General features: G+C 67.5%; 19 protein-coding genes. 12 read left to right on the forward strand and 7 right to left on the reverse strand.

From position 1 onward, the window contains the following. Positions 1–2: 2 nt before the first annotated feature. Positions 3–677 carry a thiaminase II gene (gene tenA / locus RMCB_RS07290; protein WP_062828338.1) on the reverse strand — a complete coding sequence of 225 codons (675 nt, stop codon included), beginning with the start codon at positions 675–677 and terminating at the stop codon, positions 3–5. 272 nt (positions 678–949) lie between these two features. On the opposite strand from tenA, the gene ripD reads away from it, so the two are divergent. The 3 genes from ripD to RMCB_RS07305 all read left to right on the forward strand — a co-directional run bounded on the left by ripD (position 950) and on the right by RMCB_RS07305 (position 3,554). Continuing rightward, the gene (gene ripD, locus RMCB_RS07295) at positions 950–1,570 is read left to right on the forward strand and encodes an NlpC/P60 family peptidoglycan-binding protein RipD (protein ID WP_029373356.1); all 621 of its coding nucleotides are present in this window, start codon (positions 950–952) and stop codon (positions 1,568–1,570) included. A gap of 86 nt (positions 1,571–1,656) precedes the next feature. Then, positions 1,657–2,715 (forward strand): M48 family metallopeptidase, encoded by a 1,059-nt coding sequence (locus RMCB_RS07300; RefSeq protein ID WP_062828235.1) that lies wholly within the window; start codon positions 1,657–1,659, stop codon positions 2,713–2,715. Between the two features lie 56 nt (positions 2,716–2,771). Beyond that, positions 2,772–3,554 carry a hypothetical protein gene (locus RMCB_RS07305; RefSeq protein WP_062828236.1) on the forward strand — a complete coding sequence of 261 codons (783 nt, stop codon included), beginning with the start codon at positions 2,772–2,774 and terminating at the stop codon, positions 3,552–3,554. A 10-nt stretch (positions 3,555–3,564) separates the two neighbouring features. On the opposite strand, the gene upp is transcribed toward RMCB_RS07305, so the two are convergent. Genes upp through RMCB_RS07320 form a run of 3 tightly spaced genes read right to left on the reverse strand, consistent with a single transcriptional unit; the run spans position 3,565 to position 6,700 of the window. Beyond that, a complete protein-coding gene (gene upp, locus RMCB_RS07310) occupies positions 3,565–4,194 on the reverse strand; it encodes a uracil phosphoribosyltransferase (protein ID WP_062828237.1) in 630 nt (209 codons plus the stop codon). Positions 4,195–4,202: 8 nt separating this feature from the next. Continuing rightward, complete coding sequence (locus RMCB_RS07315; RefSeq protein WP_062828238.1) at positions 4,203–5,429, reverse strand: URC4/urg3 family protein; 1,227 nt, start codon at positions 5,427–5,429, stop codon at positions 4,203–4,205. Continuing rightward, positions 5,426–6,700 carry a GTP cyclohydrolase II gene (locus tag RMCB_RS07320; protein ID WP_062828339.1) on the reverse strand — a complete coding sequence of 425 codons (1,275 nt, stop codon included), beginning with the start codon at positions 6,698–6,700 and terminating at the stop codon, positions 5,426–5,428. The genes RMCB_RS07315 and RMCB_RS07320 overlap by 4 nt, the downstream gene beginning before the upstream one ends. A gap of 106 nt (positions 6,701–6,806) precedes the next feature. Between RMCB_RS07320 and RMCB_RS07325 the strand changes: the two genes are divergently transcribed. Next, a complete protein-coding gene (locus tag RMCB_RS07325; protein WP_234792038.1) occupies positions 6,807–7,481 on the forward strand; it encodes a M15 family metallopeptidase in 675 nt (224 codons plus the stop codon). A 1-nt stretch (position 7,482) separates the two neighbouring features. On the opposite strand, the gene RMCB_RS07330 is transcribed toward RMCB_RS07325, so the two are convergent. Further along, entirely contained in the window at positions 7,483–8,187 is a 705-nt protein-coding gene (locus tag RMCB_RS07330) for a DUF899 domain-containing protein (protein ID WP_062828240.1), read from the reverse strand. An 81-nt stretch (positions 8,188–8,268) separates the two neighbouring features. On the opposite strand from RMCB_RS07330, the gene RMCB_RS07335 reads away from it, so the two are divergent. The 4 genes from RMCB_RS07335 (at position 8,269) to RMCB_RS07350 (ending at position 11,959) form a co-directional block, all read left to right on the forward strand. Next, positions 8,269–8,601, forward strand: a complete 333-nt coding sequence (locus RMCB_RS07335) for an ArsR/SmtB family transcription factor (protein ID WP_029373364.1) — start codon at positions 8,269–8,271, stop codon at positions 8,599–8,601. Further along, the gene (locus tag RMCB_RS07340; RefSeq protein WP_062828241.1) at positions 8,598–9,038 is read left to right on the forward strand and encodes an SRPBCC family protein; all 441 of its coding nucleotides are present in this window, start codon (positions 8,598–8,600) and stop codon (positions 9,036–9,038) included. Before RMCB_RS07335 ends, RMCB_RS07340 begins: the two co-directional genes overlap by 4 nt. A 129-nt stretch (positions 9,039–9,167) precedes the next feature. After that, complete coding sequence (locus RMCB_RS07345; protein ID WP_062828242.1) at positions 9,168–10,097, forward strand: extracellular catalytic domain type 1 short-chain-length polyhydroxyalkanoate depolymerase; 930 nt, start codon at positions 9,168–9,170, stop codon at positions 10,095–10,097. A 50-nt stretch (positions 10,098–10,147) separates the two neighbouring features. Beyond that, positions 10,148–11,959: a fatty acyl-AMP ligase gene (locus RMCB_RS07350; RefSeq protein WP_062828243.1), complete on the forward strand. Its 1,812-nt coding sequence runs from the start codon at positions 10,148–10,150 to the stop codon at positions 11,957–11,959. 14 nt (positions 11,960–11,973) lie between these two features. Here the strand turns inward: RMCB_RS07350 and car are convergent, their stop codons facing one another. Then, the gene (gene car / locus RMCB_RS07355) at positions 11,974–15,504 is read right to left on the reverse strand and encodes a carboxylic acid reductase (RefSeq protein ID WP_062828244.1); all 3,531 of its coding nucleotides are present in this window, start codon (positions 15,502–15,504) and stop codon (positions 11,974–11,976) included. Between the two features lie 303 nt (positions 15,505–15,807). Between car and RMCB_RS07360 the strand changes: the two genes are divergently transcribed. Then, positions 15,808–16,884: a threonine aldolase family protein gene (locus tag RMCB_RS07360; RefSeq protein ID WP_062828245.1), complete on the forward strand. Its 1,077-nt coding sequence runs from the start codon at positions 15,808–15,810 to the stop codon at positions 16,882–16,884. Positions 16,885–17,187: 303 nt separating this feature from the next. Then, positions 17,188–18,762 carry a threonine/serine exporter family protein gene (locus RMCB_RS07370; RefSeq protein ID WP_062828246.1) on the forward strand — a complete coding sequence of 525 codons (1,575 nt, stop codon included), beginning with the start codon at positions 17,188–17,190 and terminating at the stop codon, positions 18,760–18,762. Positions 18,763–18,829: 67 nt separating this feature from the next. On the opposite strand, the gene RMCB_RS07375 is transcribed toward RMCB_RS07370, so the two are convergent. Further along, positions 18,830–19,081: a hypothetical protein gene (locus tag RMCB_RS07375; protein WP_062828247.1), complete on the reverse strand. Its 252-nt coding sequence runs from the start codon at positions 19,079–19,081 to the stop codon at positions 18,830–18,832. A 200-nt stretch (positions 19,082–19,281) separates the two neighbouring features. Between RMCB_RS07375 and RMCB_RS07380 the strand changes: the two genes are divergently transcribed. Together RMCB_RS07380 and RMCB_RS07385 are read left to right on the forward strand one after the other, a co-directional pair. Beyond that, positions 19,282–19,689: a YciI family protein gene (locus tag RMCB_RS07380; protein ID WP_029373372.1), complete on the forward strand. Its 408-nt coding sequence runs from the start codon at positions 19,282–19,284 to the stop codon at positions 19,687–19,689. Positions 19,690–19,704: 15 nt separating this feature from the next. Beyond that, entirely contained in the window at positions 19,705–20,865 is a 1,161-nt protein-coding gene (locus RMCB_RS07385; RefSeq protein ID WP_201028244.1) for an RNA polymerase sigma factor, read from the forward strand. The last annotated feature ends 79 nt before the right edge of the window (positions 20,866–20,944 follow it).

Here is a 20,944-nt window from a genome sequence, read left to right on the forward strand (position 1 = left end):
CCTCAGATCGGCCACTGCTCGCGCCGGTACCCGGCGTCGAAGAACATCCATTCGTATTGCGCGGTCTGCCGAAAATGCGCCCGCGCGACGGCCTCGTCGGCCTCGGTCAGGGTCACTCCCACGCGGTCGGTCAGGGCCAGCACTTCCGCCACGGTCGCGGCGAAGGCCTCGCCGCCGTAACTGTCGATCCAGCGCTGATAGCGCGAATCACTCGATCCCCGGGCGGCCAGATCGGCTCCCACCCTGGCGTAGATCCAGTAGCACGGCAGCGCCGCCGCCAACCCGTCGGCGAAGCTGCCGCTGTACGCGGTGGCCAGCAGATAGCTGGTGTAGGCCCGGGTGGTCGGGGCGACCGGCTCCGCATTCAACGTCACGGGGTCCAGTCCCAGTTCGGGCAGCAGCTGCGTGTGCAGTTCCAGCTCCACGTCGAACACCTCTGCGGCGTGCCGGGCGAACATCGCGGTGTCGGTCAGCGCGGGCGCCTTTGCGCCGACGATGGCCAGCGCCCGCGCGTAGTCCCGCAGATAGTGGACGTCCTGGGCGACGTAGTGGGCGAACGCCTTGTCGTCCAGGCTGCCGTCGGTGAGCCCGGTGATGAAGGGATGCTCCATGATGGCCGTGTACGTGTCCTCGATGTCGGCCCACAACCGATTCGACCAGCTTGTCGTCGCGTTCATGGCCGCCATCTTGTCACGTCTGTCGGTGTCGCGGGAAAACGCATTGCCGCACAACGTCATTGACGCGTTCGACGGTAGAGCGAGGTTGGCCGGCGGTGCAGCACCGGGCCCGGCCTGAGTCACCGTTCGGTCACGGTACTGCATCTCATTAGCGTTGTGCCGCAGAGAAATTGGGCAAAACGTCGATCGGCCGGTACAAATAGTTGCGGTGACTGCTGTCGACGGGTGGTCAGCCTGAGATGACACTGGGTCGAAGAGAGTTGAAGTATCCGATGAAGCGCACGTATGCCCTGATGGTCAGCCTGGCTCTGCTGCTGGCGGCCCCCGGACTCGCGTCCGCAGATCCGTACCAGCGGCCGGCCGGCAACCAGAAGTTCATCGAACAGGTTATCTCCCGGGCACTTTCGCAACGCGGCGTGCCGTTCGTCTACGGCGGAGGAGACTCCAACGGACCCACGCGCGGCGTTGTGCGTGACGCCACCGTGGCCGCCGCCAACCCCGCTCTCCCCGGTGCTGCGGGTCCGGTCCTGGCGCCCACCACACCGGCGTCCCCGGGACTGTTTCCCGGCCTGCTGGGTCTCGGTGCCACGCCGGCCGCGCCCGTCGCTCCCAACGTCGTCGGCTTCGACGCATCGGGTCTCATCGTGTATTCGTTCGCCGGTGTCGGCGTGAAGCTGCCGCGGTCCTCCGGTGAGCAGTACAAGGTCGGCCAGAAGGTCGCGCCTGCGCAGGCGGCGCCCGGCGATCTGATCTTCTATGGCCCGGAGGGCACCCAGAGCGTCGCGCTGTTCATCGGAAACGGGCAGATGGTCGAGACCACCGAGCGTGGCGTGGCGGTGTCGCCGGTGCGTACCAACGGCATGGCGCCGTATCTGGTTCGCATCATCGCCTGACGCCCGGCGGTGGGCCCGCGATTTGGTGTCGGGGCCGCGGTGCAACTCTCCGTAGTGTTGGGGCTGACACGACGAAGGGCACACCGATGGACCAGCCACCCGCGACCACGCGCACCGTATTCCCAGGCATCAGTTCCCGGGCGTGGGAGCACCCTGCCGACCGCACCGCGCTGACCGCGCTGCGCCGGCTCAAGGGTTTCGACCAGATTCTCAAGCTCCTGTCGGGGATGTTGCGGGAGCGTCAGCACCGGCTGGTGTACCTGGCCAATTCGGCGCGCGTGGGGCCCCGTCAGTTCGCCGACCTGCATGCGCTGCTCGACGAGTGCGTGCAGGTGCTCGACGCGCCCACCCGGCCCGAAATGTTCGTCATGCAGTCACCTTTCGCGAATGCCTACACCATCGGGATGGACGAGCCGTTCATCGTCATCACCTCGGGCATGTACGACCTGCTGACCCCCGACGAGATGCGTTTCATCATCGGCCACGAGCTCGGGCACGCGCTCAGCGGGCACGCGGTCTACCGGACCATGCTCAACCACCTGATGCGCCTTGCGGCGTCGTTCGGTTTCATCCCGCTCGGCGGGTGGGCGCTGCGGGCCATCGTGGCGGCACTGCAGGAATGGCAACGCAAATCCGAGCTTTCGGGTGATCGGGCGGGTCTGCTGTGCGGCCAGGATTTCGACACCGCCATCCGCGTCGAACTCAAGCTGGCCGCCGGGGCCCGGCTGGACAAGCTCGACACCCAGGCCTTCCTGGCCCAGGCGCGGGATTACGATGCCGCAGGCGACATGCGCGACGGCGTGCTCAAGCTGCTCAATCTCGAGTTGCGGAGCCACCCGTTCTCGGTGTTGCGCGCGGCCGCCTTGACCAGATGGGTCGACACCGGGGGCTACGGCTCCATCATGGCGGGCGATTACCCTCTGCGGGCCGACGACGACAGCGTCCGGTGGTCCGACGACGTCGCCGCTGCCGCCCGCCAGTACAAGGACGGTTTCGACCAGTCCAACGATCCGCTGATCCGGGGTATCCGTGACGGGTTGGGCGGGTTCGTTGACGGGGTCGGTCAGGCCGCCACCAGCGCGGCCGATTCGATGGGCCGCAAAATCGCTGAGTGGCGGCGCAATTCACGCTCCGAGGACGAATAGCCGAGGCCCACGGCGCGACACGTCGCGGCAACGGTAAGCCCCTAGACTGACCTTTCGTGGGCATCCTGTTCGGTTTCGCGCCGTGGATCATCTACTGGGTTCTCGTCGGCAACGTTCCATTTCTCACCGCCGTGCTCGTCGCGCTGGCCGCTGCGGTCGCGACGTTCGTCATCAGCCGGATCGCCGGCACCCCGGGCCGCACTCTGGAAGTCGGCGCGCTCGGCACCTTCGTCGTGCTGACGGTACTCACCGTGGCGTTGAGCCAGGATTTCCTGCAGAGGTGGATCCAGCCGCTCAGCAATGCCGGTATCTTCCTGGTCGCGCTGATCGGGTTGTTGCTCGGCAAGCCGTTCGTGCAGGAGTACGCGGCCGTGGGCCAGCCTCCCGGGGTGGTGGAGAGCGACCTGTTCAAGCGGATCGTGACGATCCTGACGTGGATCTGGGTCGCCGCCTTCGGTGGCATGACGGTGTCGTCGGCGATACCGCCGATCGTGCAGGGCGACGCCACCATCCTCGACACCCGAACACCGCTGTCGTTCATCTGCTACTGGGTGATTCCCGCTGTCCTGCTGGGCATCGCCGCGCTGGCATCGCGGGTCCTGCCGGACCGCATGACAGCCGGGATGGACGACATCGTCCGCAAGACGACCTTCGTCGCCTACAGCGAAGCGGCGATCGACGAGCTGTACTACCTCGCGCAGGAGCACGCCAACCGGGAAGTGGGCGCCGGGCAGGAGGCATACGACGTACGCGTCGGGGGAGCGGGCACGCCATTGCTGGGCGATGAGACCAGGATGTCCTGGCCCTCGACCTACAAGGTGCGGGACCGCAAACGCTGACCGCTTGTTGTCATTTGGTCCCGAAGATGCGGTCGCCCGCGTCGCCGAGGCCGGGCACGATGTAGCCGTCGGCATCGAGTTCGCGGTCCAGCGCCGCGGTGTAGATGGCCACGTCGGGGTGGGCGGCCTGCATGGCGGCGACGCCTTCGGGGCAGGTCAGCAGGCAGACGAACTTGATGGACTTCGGCTGGTATTCCTTGAGCCGGTCTATGGCAGCCACCGCCGAGTTGCCGGTCGCCAGCATCGGATCGACCACCACCACATCGCGTTCGTGTAGATCGCTCGGCATCTTGAAGTAGTACTCAACGGCGACATGGGTTTTCGGGTCCCGGTACAGGCCGATGTGACCGACGCGTGCGCTCGGCACAACGTTGAGCATGCCGTCGAGGATGCCGCTGCCGGCCCGCAGAATGGATGCGAACACCAGCTTCTTGCCGTCGATCACCGAGCCTGTGGTGGATTCCAGCGGGGTCTCGATCTCGATCTCGTGTACCGGGACATCGCGCAGCACCTCGTAGGCCATCAGCATCGAGATCTCGATCAGTAGCTGTCGAAATCCCTTGGTGGACACCTCTTTCTGCCGCATCATGGTGAGTTTGTGCGCCACCAGCGGGTGGTCGACGATGCGCAGGTTACCCATGGCGCCTCCTAGAAGACCGTGCCGTCGCTGCTGATGGTCAGCGGTGGGCTGCCTGCCCGCAGCCGCTCGGCCAGCCGACGTCCGGCGGCCCAGGTGCCCCCTTCGAGCACACACGCCAACGGCAATTGCTCGGCGCCGACGCCGAGCCGCACCCGCACCAGCGCGGCGAGTTCGTCGAGCAGCGCGACGGTCAGAGCCCGCCACTCCACCACGAGCTCGTCTCCTACCGACCACGCCCGCCGTGCCCATTCCGGTTTCCGCAGCTGCAGTACCGCGGTGTCGAGCAGCAGACCGCCGTTGCGGTATTCGGGCAGACCGGTCAACGCGTCGAGGCCCGTCACCTGCACTCCGGACCAGGCGAACGGTTCCAGCAGCGAGTACGTCAGCCATTGCGACAGCTTGTGAAACGGCATCCATCCCCACGACGGCCCGTCGCCGGGCACCGCGGGGTGCGGCCAGCAATCACCCAGGGGTTGGCCGTCAATGACGTTGTCGGCCAACCAGATACCGGACAGCGAGGTCAACAGCCGGGTCAGGATGGTGTGGGCGGTGACGGTCGGGCCGGTCACGGTGTCGAAGAGCCCACCGGGGCGGCCGGCCTGGCCGAAGACCGCCGGTTGACCTGCCATCGCGGCCCCCAGACGACGCAACAGCTGCACCCGCCCGTCGAGGCCGACCAGGGGATTGCGCGCATCCACCTGGAAAGCCCGGGCCAGCGAGTCGTCGTCGAGTGTGCTCAGGCCGGCAGCGTCGACCTGCCAGGGCCGGTCCGGGTCGCTGGAGAACACGCCGTCGAAGAACGCGTGCCAGCTCGCGACCGCGAGGCCTTCGGAACGGGTGAAGCTGCGGCCCGTGGTGGCTTCCCGGTACTGCCAGCCGGGGCCCGCCCCGGCGTCGAGCAGCACGCTGACGACGGTGAGATCGATCAGGGTCCTGGCCCGGGCCGACGGGTCGAGATCGGCCAGCCGGGCGTCCAGTTCGGCCTTGCGGTCCACACCGCCGGCTTCGAAGTGGCGCCACCGGCTGTGATAGGGGATGCGCAGATCGGGGTAGCGCTCGCGGGTGACGGCGGCGACTTCGGCGGCCGCGCGCGGCAACGCCTCGTCGTCGACCACGAACCAGGGGGAGCGGCCGGCCCTGGCGCGTTGCAGCAGGACTGCCGCCCGCTCCCGGATGGCGGCGGTCGTGCGCAGCGTGGCGACCGCGGCTGCGGCCTCGGTGTCGGCGGCGGTCATTGCAGTAGACCGCGACCCTTGGCGATTCTGAGCTCCGCGGCGTCGGGTACCGGTCCGGGAGTGAAGTAGCCTGCGGCCATCTTCGCGTCGATCTCGACGCGAGCGTCCGGTGGGATCAGCTCGTCGGGGATGTTCACCCGTTCGCCGACTTCGATGCCGGAGCCGGTGATGGCGTCGTACTTCATGTTGCTCATGGATACCAGGCGATGGATCTTGCGGATACCCAGCCAGTGCAAGACGTCGGGCATCAGTTCCTGGAACCGCATATCCTGCACCCCGGCAACACATTCCGTGCGGGTGAAGTATGCCTCGGCGGTGTCGCCGCCAACTTGGCGCTTGCGGGCGTTGTAGACCAGGAACTTGGTGACCTCGCCCAGCGCGCGTCCCTCCTTGCGGGAGTAGGCCACCAGGCCGACGCCGCCGTGTTGCGCGCCCCGGATGCACTCTTCGATCGCATGCGTGAGATACGGGCGGCAGGTGCAGATGTCGGAGCCGAAGACGTCCGACCCGTTGCACTCGTCGTGTACCCGCGCGGTCAGTTCGACGCTGGGATCGGCCAGGTCTCGCGGAGTGCCGAAGATGTAGACGGTTTGGCCTCCGATCGGGGGCAGGAACACCTCGAGATCACCCCGGGTGACGAGCTCGGGGTACATGCCGCCGGTCTCCTCGAACAGCACCCGCCGCAGGTCGTTCTCGCTGCACCCGAAGCGCGCCGCGACGCCGGGCAGATGCCACACGGGTTCGATCGCGGCCTTGGTGACGACGGCGGCGCCGCTCGGCAGCAGGATCTGACCGTCGGGCGTCAGCCGGCCCTTTGCGACCGCTTCGGCAATCTCCGGCAGGATCACGTGAGCCTTGGTCACCGCGATGGTCGGGCGGATGTCGTAGCCGGCGGCGAGTTCGGCCGTGAATGCCTCGGAGATCATCGCGCCCCACGGGTCCAGGCTCACGATCGTGGCAGGTTCTCCCCATTGCGGATAGGGGCCGATCACGTCGGTGGGCGCGGTGTTGGTCAGATCGGCACGGTGGTCGCGCGACAGTGCTCCGGCCGCCACCGCCAACGCGCGGTACACGCTGTAAGAGCCACTGTGCGTGCCGATCACGTTGCGGTGCGCGCGGGTGATCGTCGTTCCGATGACCGGGCCCCGTTCGGCGGCGGTGGGCGCGCCCCAGTGGATGGTCAGGGCGTCGGCCGCACCGCTGTGTGAGGTCAGCCGGATGTGCCGGGCCGGACCGTGGCCCGGTGCGGCAGAGCCTGAATCCACAACCATGGCCATGGCCCCTTTCTGTGGCGTGAGGCCTCCAGTCAACCCCGAATTGGCCGGGCGCGCAGCGGCGTCGCCACAGTGTGATGAGATCGCCGAGTACAAAGAGGTGGTGGACCAGACGCCGGCCCGGTGCGCGGTCGCCGTGGTGGCGGCCGCACTTGCGCTGGTCCAGTGTTCTCCTGCCCCGCCGCCGGCGCCGTCGGCGACCCCCTCGTCGAGGGCCGTGCAGGCGCCGCCGTCGGTTGATCGGGTCACGGCCGCCGACCTCGGCGCGACCTGGCATCCGGGCTGTCCGCTGGCGCCCGAGCAGCTGCGCCGGGTTGAGCTCGACTACCTGGGCTTCGACGGCACGACCCGGCGCGGCGTGCTCGTCGTGCACGAAAGCCTTGTGCCGCAGGTGATTGCGATCTTCGACCAGCTGCACCGGATGCGTTACCCGATCGAGCGCATGCGCACGGTGGATCACTACCCGCAGGCGCAGGACGAGTTGTCGATGGAGGACAACAACACCTCTGCGTTCAATTGCCGCGGTATCCCGGGCTCCGGCAACTGGTCACTGCATGCCTACGGCCGGGCCATCGACCTCAACCCGCTGCTCAATCCGTACGTCGATGGAGCTGATGTGGAGCCGGCGAACGCCACACGGTATCTGGATCGCACGCGCACGGACCCCGGGCTGCTGCACGCCGACGATTCGGCGGTGCGCGCCTTCACCGATCGCGGCTGGCAATGGGGTGGCGCGTGGCGATCCCCGATCGACTACCAGCATTTCGAGATGCGCTGAGTCAGTGGCACGACGCGGCCGGCGGCGGGCCGTACTCGTCGTGCCAGTTCCACCATTCGTACGGTGCGGACTGGGGATAGCCCTCAGGTGAATCTTCCCAGGTCTCCTGGCGTCCCAGGGCCGTCATGTCGAGGAAGTTCCAGGTGTTGACGAAGGCCTCGTCGCCGCGGTTGTTGATGAAGTAGGTACGGAAGACGCGGTCACCGTCGCGGATGAAGGCGTTGGTGCCGTGCCATTGGTCCACGCCGAAATCCACGTCGAACGGCTGCCCGGAGGCCGGCTCGGATGCGATGGTGTACCACGGAATGTGCCAGCCCATGCGGGCCTTGATCCTTGTGATGTCGGCCTGCGATCCGCGTGAGGCGTACACCAGCGTGGTGTCTCGGGCGTTGAGATGGGCCAGGTTGCCGATGTGATCGGCCATCAAAGAGCAACCGACGCAACCGTGTTCGGGCCAGCCGTGCACGCCCGGTTCGACGAACGCGCGGTACACGATGAGTTGGCGGCGGCCATCGAACAGGTCGAGCAGCGTGACGGTGCCGTCGGGACCGTCGAATTCGTAATCGGTGCGCACCGGAGTCCAGGGCATGCGGCGACGCTGCGCGGCCAATTGGTCGCGGGCCCGGGTGAATTCCTTTTCGCGGACCAGCATCTCGCGGTGCGCGGCATCCCATTCCTGCGCCGTGACGATCGGTGGTGTCTGCATGTGGACTCCTCCTGACGTTCAACAAAACGGTTGAATATCTGTTCCTTCAGGACAACACGACATGTGGATATAGTCAACAATGTGGTTGAAGATCAGGTGTTGGACCGGGCGTACGCGGCGCTCGCCGATCCGACCCGTCGCCGGTTGCTGGAGGCGCTGCGCCACGGCGACGCGCGAATCACCGACCTGGCTGCGCCGTTACCGATGACCTTTGCCGGCGTGTCACGACATGTCGGGGTGCTGGAATCGGCCGGGCTGGTCCGGCGCGAGGTGCGCGGGCGCGAACACTGGCTGTCGCTGCAACCCGACGGGCTGGCGCTGGCACAGCGGTGGATCAACGAGCAGACCGAATTCTGGGCGGTGCGTACCGATGCGCTGGCCGAGCGGCTGAGGCGGAAGAAGGGCGGTCAATGAGCACCGAGACCGTGGTGGTCCGGGTGCAGCGGGTCATGCCCGCCACCCCCGAGGAAGTCTTCGACGAATGGCTCGACCCGGAGGCGCTGCGGGAGTGGATGTGCCCACGCCCGGTGCACTGCGTGGCGGTCCAGGTCGAACCCCGGGTCGGCGGTCTGGTCCGGTTCGACGTCGACGACCAGGGCTCCAGCGTGCTGATCACCGGTCAATTCCTCACGATCGACCGGCCGCGGCTGCTCAGCTTCACGTGGTCCAACTCGGACTGGTCTGATCCGACCGCATCCAGCGTCGTCAACGTCACCTTCACCGCGCACGGAGACGATGAAACGCTCATGGCCATCGAGCATTCTCTGCTGCCGTCCGAGGAATTCGAGAACTTCCACAACGGCTGGATCCTCACGGTCGATCAGCTGGCGGCGGTGCTGGCCCACCGCTGATACACCCGGCCGGCGTGTTCGTTGGCTCTGCGCTCAGGGCGCCGTCGTCTCGGCGGTTGTAGCCCAGGCCGCAGAGTCAACGGTGTGCTAGTCCCAGCCGACAGGCCCGGAGTGGGGCATATTGGCACCATGCGGCTCGCCTTCGGACGTATCGGCCCGATCATCGCCACTGCCGTCACGATTGCGGCGCTTACCCCGGGGGCGACGGCGCACGCCTCTCCGGCGCCCCGGCCTACGGCGCAGATCGACGTCGGCGGGTTGGCCCGCAGCTATGAGCTGCACGTGCCGGCCGGGGTGGATCACCCTTCCGGGCTGGTGGTGAATCTGCATGCGGCGGGTGCGACGGGCCGCGACCAGGCCGCGCTCACCCACTACGACGCGGTCGCCGACGCGCACGGCTTCATCGTGGTCTATCCCGACGGCATCGATCTGAGCTGGGCCGACGGGCGCGGGGCCTCGGTGCCCGACCGGCAAGGGGTCGACGACGTCGGGTTCATCTCCGCGCTGGTCGACCAACTGGTCGCCGAGTACCACGTGGACCGGGGTCGGGTGTTCGCGACCGGTTTGTCGGCAGGCGCATTCATGGCCAACCGGCTGGCATGTGACCGCCCGGACCTGTTCGCCGCGATCGCCCCGGTGGCAGGCACCCTCGGCGTCAACGTGGGCTGCAGCCCGTCGCGGCCGGTGTCGGTGCTGGCCACCTACGGAACCGCGGACCCCATCGTGCCGTTCGACGGCGGCACCATGACCGGTCGCGGCGGCACCAGTGACATCCTGTCCGCCCCGGCGCTGATCGACCGGTGGCGTCAGGTGAACGGTTGCCCGGACGCGTCCGCGCCGGACCAGCTGCCCGCGACCGGTGACGGCATCGGCACGCAACGCATCACCTACGCCCCCTGCGCGCAGGGCACCGCGGTGGTGTTCATGCGGGTGGACGGCGGCGGCCACACCTGGCCGGGCGCCCCGGAGATCCTGCCGGCGCAAGCGGTCGGCCCGGCCACCCACGGGTTCGACGCGTCCGAAGAGTCGTGGCAGTTCTTCGACAGCCACGCGAGGTAGCGCCTCTGCAGCTCAGCGGGCCGGTCCGCGGCGCGCTTTAGACTGCCAGCATGGCTTTTGAGGCACCGGAAGGTCTGTTGCGGATCGAGGATTGCCTCGACGCAGACGGCAACGTCGTGCTGCCGCCAGGCGTGCACCTGATCTCCTTGATCGAACGCAACATCGCCAACGTCGGCGACACCGTCGCCTACCGGTACCTTGACCACAGCCGTTCCGACGGCGAGACCACTGAGCTGACCTGGACCCAACTCGGTGTGCGGTTGCGTGCGATCGGAGCGCAACTGCAACAGACCGCGGCCCGCGGTGAGCGGGTCGCGATCCTGGCGCCCCAGGGCCTCGAGTACATCGCCGGGTTCTTCGCCGCGATCAAGGCGGGCATGATCGCCGTTCCGTTGTTCGCCCCGGAACTGCAAGGTCACGCCGAACGGCTCGAGACCGCGTTGCTCGACGCGCGGCCCGCGGTGATCCTGACCACGACGGCCGCGCACCCCGCGGTCGCCGAGTTCCTGGAGACGCTGCAGCCCGAGCGGCGACCACACGTCGTGTGCATCGACGAGATTCCCGACGCGGCGGGGGAGATGTTCCAACCGGTGGTGATCGACGCCGACGACGTTTCGCATCTGCAGTACACCTCGGGGTCGACGCGGCCCCCGGTCGGCATCGAGATCACCCACCGTGCCGTCGGTACCAATCTGCTGCAGATGATCCTCTCGATCGATCTGCTCGATCGAAATACGCACGGCGTCAGCTGGTTACCGCTCTACCACGACATGGGGCTGTCGATGATCGGCTTCCCTGCCGTCTATGGCGGGCATTCCACGTTGATGTCGCCGACCGCGTTCATCCGGCGGCCGCAGCGGTGGATCCGCGCCCTGTCCGACGAATCGCGGGACAGCCGGGTGATCACCGCGGCACCCAACTTCGCCTACGAGTGGACGGCGCAGCGGGGACTGCCCGCGCCGGGCGACGACATCGATCTGAGCAACGTGGTGCTCATCATCGGCTCCGAACCGGTGAGCATCGGGGCGATCACCACCTTCAACAAGGCGTTCGCGCCATACGGGTTGCCCGCCACGGCTTTCAAACCGTCCTACGGGATCGCCGAGGCGACCCTGTTCGTGTCGACCATTGCTCCGCAGGAGCAGGCGGCCGCCACGTACTTCGACCGTGAGCAGCTCGCCGCAGGCCGTGCGGTGCGGGTCGCGGCCGACGCCGTCGGTGCGGTCGCGCATGTGGCGTGCGGGCAGATCGCGCGCAGCCTGCAGGCCGCCATCGTCGACCCGCTGACCGCGGCGGAGCTGCCGGACGGTTCGGTCGGCGAGATCTGGTTGCAGGGCAACAACATCGGGCGTGGCTACTGGGGGCTCCCGGAAGAATCGCGGCAGACGTTCGGCGCCGAACTGCGGACGCGTCGTGCGGGCGGTCACACCGAAGGCGCGGACCCGGCCCGCCCGTGGCTGCGCACCGGGGACCTCGGGGTGTACCTCGACGGCGAACTCTACGTCACGGGCCGGATGGCCGACCTCATCGTCATCGCCGGGGGACAGCACTACCCGCAGGACATCGAGGCGACCGTTGCCGACGCCTCACCGATCGTGCGGCGCGGGCATGTCGCCGCCTTCGCCGTACCCGGACGCGAAAAGCCTTCAGGGGACGCCGAACTGGTGATCATCGCCGAACGGGCGACCGGAACCGGGCGCACCGACCCGCAGCCGGCGGTCGAGGCGATCCGCGCCGCGGTGATCAACCGGCACGGACTGTCCGCCGCCGACGTGAAGTTCGTTCCCGCCGGTGCCATCCCGCGCACCACCAGCGGCAAGCTGGCCCGCCGGGCCTGCCGTGCGCAGTATCTGGCGGGGTAGATCACCGGGTAACGCTACCCGGCGTCGAGCAGGCCGAGTTGGCGCAGGTCGGCGATGTACTTCGCGATCAACTCCTCCGACAGATGGGGAACATCGCGGCCCGCTCCGATGCCGGCGGATTGCACTGCCGCACGGAACTTTTCGGCCGGCATCGCCACGCCGCCCGTCGGTGGCGCGGGGTGCGCGTACGCGCTCATCAAGGGGAGCACCGAGTTCTTGCGCTGGTCCTCGGGCAGTGCCTTCATGGCCTCTTCGAATCGCTCGCGCCACTCTTCGTAGTCATCGATACGCTCGATGTCGAGCCCCTGCGCGATGAGCCAGTCGACGAACTCGTCGAGCGAGATCCCGTCGTCGTGGGTGTTGAGCACGTTGTAGGTGTGGTAGCCGGTGGTGCTGGCGGCGCCGAGGGCAGTGATGGCCGCCGAGGTGAAATCCGCAGGCAGTCCGTCGTAATGGGCCCGCTGGCGGTTGCCCGCGGCGTCGAGGGTGTAGAACGACTTGGGTGCCCGGCCGGTCGCGACGATGCTGAGGATCAGCCGGGTGAACATGTCGGTGACATTGACCTGACCCGAATACGTGCTGTGGGCCAGGATCATGTCCGACCGGAACACCGTGACGGGCAAGCCGCACAGATCGTTGGCCTCGCGCAGCAGGACTTCGCCCGCCCATTTGCTCGTTGCGTAACCACCGGCGTATGCCGCGCCGAGCGAGCGGGCCGGGCTGGCGGTCCGCACATCGACGTCCTCGCCGACATAGGTGCCGTCGGGCAGGGCGGTCACCGCGACCGTGGAGATGTAGTTGACCGGCTTGAGCCGGTTGGTGATCGCGAGCTTGATGATCTCGGCGGTGCCGACGGCGTTCGGCCCGAACAGTTGACTATATGGCAGAACATGATTGACCAGCGCAGCGGAATGCACGATCAGGTCGACCGAGTCCGCCAGCCGGTTCCACGTCACCGTGTCGACACCCAGGTTCGCCGCACCGACGTCGCCGACGAGGACTTCGAGATGTTTGTCGGCCAGTTCGCGGAAGCGTTTGGACAGCGTCTCGTCGCCGGAATCGATGGCCTCCTCGATGCGTTGCCGTGCGGCGATCGGATCGGCGCCCCGCGCCAGGCAGATCAGCCGGCCTCCGGTGGGCGCGAGGCGTTCCAGCCAGTCCAGGCACAGGAATCGGCCCAGATAGCCGTTGGCCCCCGTCATCAGCACCGTATTCACGGTGGCACTCGGGGCGGGCAGAGTTGGTGCGGCGGCGAGGGTGGCCGCATCGATGAACTTGTCCAGGGTCAGATCCGTCGCCTTGGCCACCTCGGCATCGCGACCATGCACCGATGCGAATGTCGGTCGGGTGGAGGCGGATTGGCGTTCTCCGTCGACATACTCCGCCACGGTGGTCAGCGTCGCGGTGGGGCTCACGATGGTCTGCACCGGCACATCGATGTTGAAGATGCCCTCCAGCAGCGTCGCGAACGAGAACGCAGACAGCGAATCACCGCCGAGTTCGATGAATTTGGCGTCGGCGGGCAGGTCGGATCCACCGGCGTCGAGGCCGAGCGTCGCGGCGGCTGCGCCGCGAACGGTCTCGATGGTGGGTTGATGACGGCTGGCGGTGCGCAGCGCGTCGAGCTGATTGTCCTGCCCGGCAGCGATTTCCGCGTACATCGCATCCAAGCGGTCCTGGTAGTGGCGCTTGAGCGCGGGGCGCAGCAGTTTGCCCACCCCGGAGAGCAGGCCGTTGTCGCGCGTGAACGGTTCGGATTCCAGCAGGAAATCCCGGGGTATCTCATAGGGATTCAGGTGGTTCTCGGCGGCGATCTGCTGCAGCGAGTCGGCGATCAGCGACCGGGCGTCGCCCGCCCCCACGCCGTCGGCGTTCGGCACGATCACGGCGAGCAGAAACGGCTGATCGCTGCTGCCGTAGATGAAGATCTGCCGGATGTAGGGGCTGGTCGAATAGGTCGCCTCGAGGTTGGACACCGCCACGAATTCGCCCTGCGACAGCTTGATGACGTTGTTGCGGCGGTCCAGGTATACGAGGTGATCCGGGCCGATCTCGGCCATCACGTCCCCGGTTTTGTAGAAGCCGTCGGCATCGAAGATGTCGGCCGACAGTTCGGGGTGCTTGTAATAGCCGGGAATCAGGGTGGTCGTCTTGATGTACAGCTCGCCACGAGGGTGCGGCTTGTCGGTGGTGGAGTAACCGAGTTCGGGTACGTCGACGAGCTTGTACTCGGTGACCGGTGGGCGCTGCACGACACCGTTGCGCATGATGCCGCCACCGTTCTCGGTCGATCCGTAGCCATCGCTGACGGCGATATCCAGGAGCGATTCGACGAACGCGTGCATGTCTTTCGACAGTGGTGCGCTGCCGCACATCGCCGACACCACCCGGCCGCCGAGGAAGTCCTCGCGCAGCTCGGCCTTGACGGTCTCCTCCAGATCCGCCGCGGTGGGTTCGGCCGCGGTGCGCTGGTCGAGTTCCTTGCGGTAGCGGCGGAAGAACATGTCGCACACCCGCGGCACCAGGTTCAGCGCGGTGGGCCGGACCAGCGTGATGTCGTCGAACAGGGTCGACATATCGCTCTTGGCCGCGAAGTAGCCGATGCCACCCGAAGTCAACGTCGAGATGAGCCACGCCATCCCGTACACATGGCTCAGCGGCATGTACTGCAGGTGGATCGCAGGGATCTCGATACCGATGTCCAGCGCCGGGCTGCGCGGCCGCTGCCACAGCCGCGTCATCAGATCGGTGGTGTACATGGCCCCTTTCGGGGCGCCGGTGCTGCCCGACGTGTAGACCAGCGTGGCCAGCGGGTTCTCGTCGGGTGCCGGGATGAACGGTGGGGTTTCGGCCATCGACCGCCCCGCGTCCATGTCGGCCACCAGCGATACCACCTCGACCGTCCGGCCTGCCGCGGTCAGGCGGGCGGTCGCCGCCTCGAAGCGCTCACGCTGGTCGTCGTCGGCCTCGGAGTAGTCGAAAACCACCAACCGCTGCACCGACGGGGCGTCGATGATCAACTCGGCCGCGGTGTCAAGGGACTCGACGCTTGCGGCGAAGATCCGCGGTGTGGTCTCCGCGATGATCGGCGCGAGCTGCCGTGCCGACGAACTGGTCTGCAGCGGAACGAAAACCGCCCCGAGGCGCGCGCAGGCCAGCTGGATCACGGTATAGCCGATGCTGGTGAAACCGAGCACCGCGACGAAGTCTCCGGGCTCGAACCCGCTGCCGTGCCAGGTGTTGGCCAGTGCCACCACATTGTCTCGCAGGCGGCCGTAGGTGATGGTGTCGAAGCCGGCCAGCAGGCTGGTGGTGGTACGCCCGGTGGCCGGGTCGCGGATCACCTCACGGGATCGCAGGCCCAGGGCGGGTCGGTCGGCGTAGCCGGTCAGGCACGCGTCGATCGCCTGCCACAGCCGCAGGTCAGGATCCTGGATGCGCGCGCTGACGTCGGGATCCGGGGCGGCGGCCCGGAACTGTGGGTCCGTCGCGTGCAACTGCTGGATGCGCTGGATGAGTCGTTGCTGTCGGGCGTCGTCGGTCATCGTGGTGTCGTCCCCCCGTCGTACCGGATGCACATCTATCCACTACACCACTTGGCGTCGGAGGTTGCCACGTGTTCAGGCAACACACAGCCACGGTTACGGCGTCATACCCTGCTCAGGAATGAAAGAGATTACGCCACAACGTCTTTCCAGCGTACGGTCATCTTGGGTAGACGCTGACGCTGCTTGGGTCATGGTGTGAATGTCGTTGTGCACACACGCTTTAACCGATCGAGTTACTCCACTACTCGCGGCGGCGCTGCCCGCATCGGGCAGGTGGTTCGCCGGTGCGAAGATGGACGGGTGGCGATCTCTTCAATCCATGACGTGCAGTGGCGTGGCTTTGCCAGTGACAACTATGCCGGTGTGCACCCGGAAGTCCTCGCGGCGATCTCCGCGGCGAACGGCGGCCACCAGGTGGCCTACGGAGGCGATCGGTACACCGCCCGTCTGCAGGAGGTAGTACGCGAGCAGTTCGGCGACCATGCCGAGGCGTTCCCGGTGTTCAACGGCACCGGGGCCAACGTCGTCGCGCTCACGAGTCTGCTCCCACGGTGGGGCGCGGTGGTGGCCGCGTCCACGGCGCACATCAACACCGATGAGGCCGGCGCTCCCGAGCGCATGACCGGTATCAAACTTCTCACCGTGCCGACGCCGGACGGCAAGCTGACGCCGGAACTGGTGGCTCGTGAGGCGTGGGGGTGGGGTGATGAGCATCGGGCGCAGCCGCTGGCCGTGAGCATCACGCAGAGCACCGAGCTGGGCACCGTCTACACACCCGCCGAGGTGCGCGCCATCGCGGACTTCGCCCATGACCATGGCATGGCGGTACACATGGACGGCTCGCGGCTCTGGAACGCCGCGGCGGCCCTGGCAGTGCCGTTTCGGGAGTTCACCGTCGATGCTGGGGTCGACATCGTGAGCCTCGGCGGCACCAAGAACGGTCTGCTCGGGGCGGAGGCGGTCGTCGCACTGGCCGCTACCCCCGACACCGGGCTCGTCTACCTCAGGAAGCTGACAATGCAGCTGGCCAGCAAGATGCGGTTCGCCTCGGCGCAGCTGCTCGCGCTGTTCGACGACGATCTGGGCCTGCGCAGCGCCGCGCACGCGAACGCGATGGCGGCTCGGCTGCGATCTGCGTTGGAGGCAGGCATCGCCGATGGGGCGCTACCCGGGTTGGCGTTTACCCAGCCCAGCCAAGCCAATGCGATCTTCGCGACGCTACCGACAACTGTCGCGGACCGGATCCACCAACGTGTTCGGTTTTACGATTGGGACCGCGCCCGCGGCGAGGTGCGCTGGATGGCCGCGTGGGACACCACCGAAGACGATGTCGACCGGTTCGTCGCGATCATCCGCGAGGAGTTCGGCCGCGGATAGGGCCGTACCCAGAACCTCGCGGCGACAACATATTTCGACTAGGCCCGAGGACTGCTTCAGGTGCCACAGGTCATGGTGACCGAGGAAGAGGCCGACGCACCACGCTCGCCGATCTGAGTCGCGCGCGCATTGCGGTGCACGACACCGATTGCGGAGTCCACAGTCCCACTTCGCTTTCCAGGCGCACGGATGCGCTCACCGCCTGAGTTAGCCCCGGTGACAGATCCGCCGAGCCGGGGAGGTGACCGGTCTGCAACACAGCCGTGGCGTGGCGGGGCCGGCCGCTCAGTATCGTTTTGGGTGATGGCACGAGATCGATCAGGCGGCCTGCCCCGCTTCCGCAGCGGGGCGTGGATTGCGCTACCCGGACGCCGTGACCCGGCACCCCTTGCAGGCCAACGCAGTCGGACTTCCAGTGAGATCGGGGAAGTGCACACCCGAAAGATCCTCGATCTCACCATCCGGCTCGCCGAAGTGATGCTGTCGTCGGGGTCGGGCACCGCCGACGTGGTGGCCACGGCCAAGGATGTGGCACAGGCGTACCAGCTCACGGATTGCGTCGTCGACATCGCGTTCACCACCATCTTCGTGTCGGCTCCGCCGACCGTCGACGCTGCGCCGGTGACAATCGTTCGATCGGTCCGGACTCGTGCCACCGATTACACCCGGATGGCAGACCTGGACCGACTCGTCCAGCAGATCACCTCCGGCGAGGTCACGCTGGATCACGCCCACGAGGCCATGGACCGGTTGACCGAGCGCCCCCATCCCTACCCGCGGTGGCTGGCGACAGCGGGGTGGGCCGGTTTTGCTCTCGGCGTCGCGATGCTCCTCGGCGGCACTTGGTTCACGTGTCTGCTCGCAGCGCTGACCGCCGCCGCCATCGATCGGCTCGGACGCGTCCTCAACCGGATGGGAACGCCGTTCTTCTTCCAGAACGTGGTCGGCGCCGCGGTGGCGACCCTGGTGGCGATCGGGGCGTACCTGCTTACCGGCGAGGGGCTCACCGCGCTGGTGGCCACCGGAATCGTCATGCTGCTGTCGGGATTGACGCTGGTCGGTGCGACGCAGGACGCGCTCACCGGTCACATGATCACTGCGGTTGCCCGGCTGAGCGAGGCGCTTTTCCTCACCGCAGGCATTGTCGTCGGCATCATTGCCGGCCTGCAGGTCGTCACAGTCGCCGGCATCGAGATCCGGCTGCATGTGGATTCGACGCAGACGTTCGTTCCCCCTGACCGGCCACTGCCGATCCTGCTGGCGGTCGTCGGCGCGGCGCTGGCCAGCGTCTGCTTCACGATCGCGAGCTACGCGCCGCTGCGCTCGGCCGCACCCGCCGGGCTCGCGGCGGGGCTGGCAGAGCTGGTGCTGATCGGTTTGGGTCTGGCCGGGTTCGGTCAACTGGTGGCGACGGGTATCGCGGCCATCGGCGTCGGCCTGTTTGCGACGCTGGTGTCGGTCCGCCGGCGCGCACCGGCGCTGGTGACCTCGACGGCAGGCATCATGCCGATGCTGCCTGGCTTGGCGGTGTTCCGGGCGGTCTTCTTCTTCGCCGTCGAAGACCGGTTCACCGACGGCGTCGCGCAGATGGTGGCTGCTGGAGCCACAGCGCTGGCGCTGGGTGCCGGTGTGGTGATGGGTGAGCTGTTCGGGTCACCGCTGCGGCACGGCACCGGGCGGATTCGTGATTTCTTCCGGATCGAAGGCCCCCCGGGCCTGCGGCGGGTCGTTGGCCGCGTCGCGCGGCTACGCCCGGCCGTCACGCCACCGTCGGGGCGCAACGCGCGACGTCAGCGGAACTTCGCACTGAAACCGAAGCGCGCCCCGCAGCCCCGTGTCGAGGGGGCCGCCGACGGCGAGGATCCGCCGCCGAATTGATCTCGCGCAGCGGCGCTGTCGGACCCGACTGCAGTGTCGGGTCTGACCGCGCCGCAGATCACCCGGGTCAGGTGAGCGGGATGAACCCGTCGTTGATCCAGACGCCCCAGTGGCCGCCCGAACCCCAGTCCCACCACACGACCGGCTGGCCCTGCCACGTCTGCGCCGGCTTGCGCGGCGCCGAGGCCGGTGCCTCGAGCGATGGCGGCGGCACGGCCGGATCGGCGCTCGCGGTGGCGGCGCTCAGACCGACTGCTGAGCCGGCGATCGCGCCTGCGACCGCGACGGCCGCCAGCGCGCTCTTGCTGGTGAGGATCATGTTTGCGTACCTCGGCGGTTGTGACTGACGTCGGACACTTGAAGCTTAACCAATCTAAGCGATCCGCTGTCGGCCGCGTCGTCTTGGAGAAGACCTGAAAAAGTGCGACGAAAGATGTCGAGAACGTCGTCGCGGCTCCGTCCCAGGAATGAACAACCAACTAGGGTCGCTCACCGAGCGGACCAGAATCGGAGGATGTCATGGCCAAGTACCTGCTGCTCAAGCACTATCGCGGCGCGCCGGCCGCGGTCAACGACGTGCCGATGGATCAGTGGACGCCCGCCGAGATCGAGGCGCACATCGGGTACATGAACGATTTCGCGGCTCGCCTGCAGGAAAGTGGCGAATACGTCGACAGCCAGGCCCTCGCCCCCGAGGGCGTCTGGGTGCAGTACGGCGGTCAGGGCAAGCCACCGGTCACCGACGGCCCGTTCGCCGAGACCAAGGATTTGATCGCGGGCTGGATGATCATTGACGTCGACTCCTATGACCGGGCGGTGGAGCTGGCAGGCGAATTGTCCGCAGCGCCAGGCGCCGGCGGCGCGCCGATCCACGAATGGCTGGAATTGCGGCCGTTTTTGACCCACACGCCGACCGTCACCGAGTAGATGCCGGATCACGCGATGGACGATGCGCAGCTGCGGGATCTGATTCCCGGTGTGCTCGCGGCGCTCGTCCATCGCGGCGCCGACTTCGCCACAGCCGAGGACGCGGTCCAGGAGGCGCTCGTCAAAGCCGTTGAGACATGGGCGAACAACCCGCCCGACGATCCCAAGGGCTGGTTGATCACCACGGCGTGGCACCGGTTTCTCGATCTGGTCAGGTCCGACACCGCGCGCCGCAACCGCGAGGAGCGGCTGTGGGCCGAGCCGCCGCCCGGAGCGGTCGCATCGACGGACGACACGCTGCAGCTCTATTTCCTGTGCGCGCACCCCAGTCTGACGCCGTCCTCAGCCGTCGCGCTGACACTGCGGGCGGTCGGTGGCCTGACCACCCGTCAGATCGCCCAGGCCTACTTCGTGCCCGAAGCGACGATGGCTCAGCGGATCAGCCGCGCGAAGCGGACGGTGGGTGCCGTGCGGTTCGACCGTCCCGGCGATGTACACACCGTGTTGCGGGTGCTGTACCTCGTCTTCAACGAGGGCTACAGCGGCGACGTCGATCTCGCCGTGGAAGCCATCCGGCTCGCCCGTCAGCTGGCGGCGGCGACGGACGATCCCGAGGTCGCCGGACTGCTCGCGCTGTTCTTGCTCCACCACGCACGACGCACGGCCAGAACTCGTCCGGACGGCAGCCTCGTGCCGTTGGCTGAGCAGGACCGCGATCTGTGGGATCGCGACCTCATCGCCGAAGGGGTCGCGGTGCTGCAAGCTGCACTGGCGCGTGACCGACTGGGGGAGTACCAGGCGCAAGCGGCCATCGCGGCGCTGCATGCCGACGCGCAGACCGTCGAGGAAACCGACTGGGTGCAGATCGTCGAGTGGTACGACGAACTCGTGCGGCTCACCGACAGCCCGATCGCCAGACTCAACCGCGCGGTCGCCGTCGGCGAGGCCGATGGACCGCGCGCCGGGCTCGCGGCGCTGGCGCAGCTCGATCCGACGTTGCCGAGGTACTCCGCGGCCGCCGCCTACCTGCACGAACGATCCGGCGATCTCGCCACGGCGGCAAGGCTTTACGCCGAGGCCGCGACGCACGCGCAGAATCTCGCCGAGCGCAATCACCTCACGCTGCAGGCGGCGACTCTGCGCCAGCGGCAGGCAGGAACATTCGACGTGAGATAGGTGCGCCGAGCCGATGTGTGCGACGATGCCTCTACCCTCGGCTCGTTCGTCATGAACTCCGGGGCCGCAACCGATTCCC

The organism is Mycolicibacterium brisbanense (genome assembly GCF_001570425.1).
In the GTDB taxonomy this organism is placed as follows: Bacteria; Actinomycetota; Actinomycetes; order Mycobacteriales; family Mycobacteriaceae; genus Mycobacterium; species Mycobacterium brisbanense.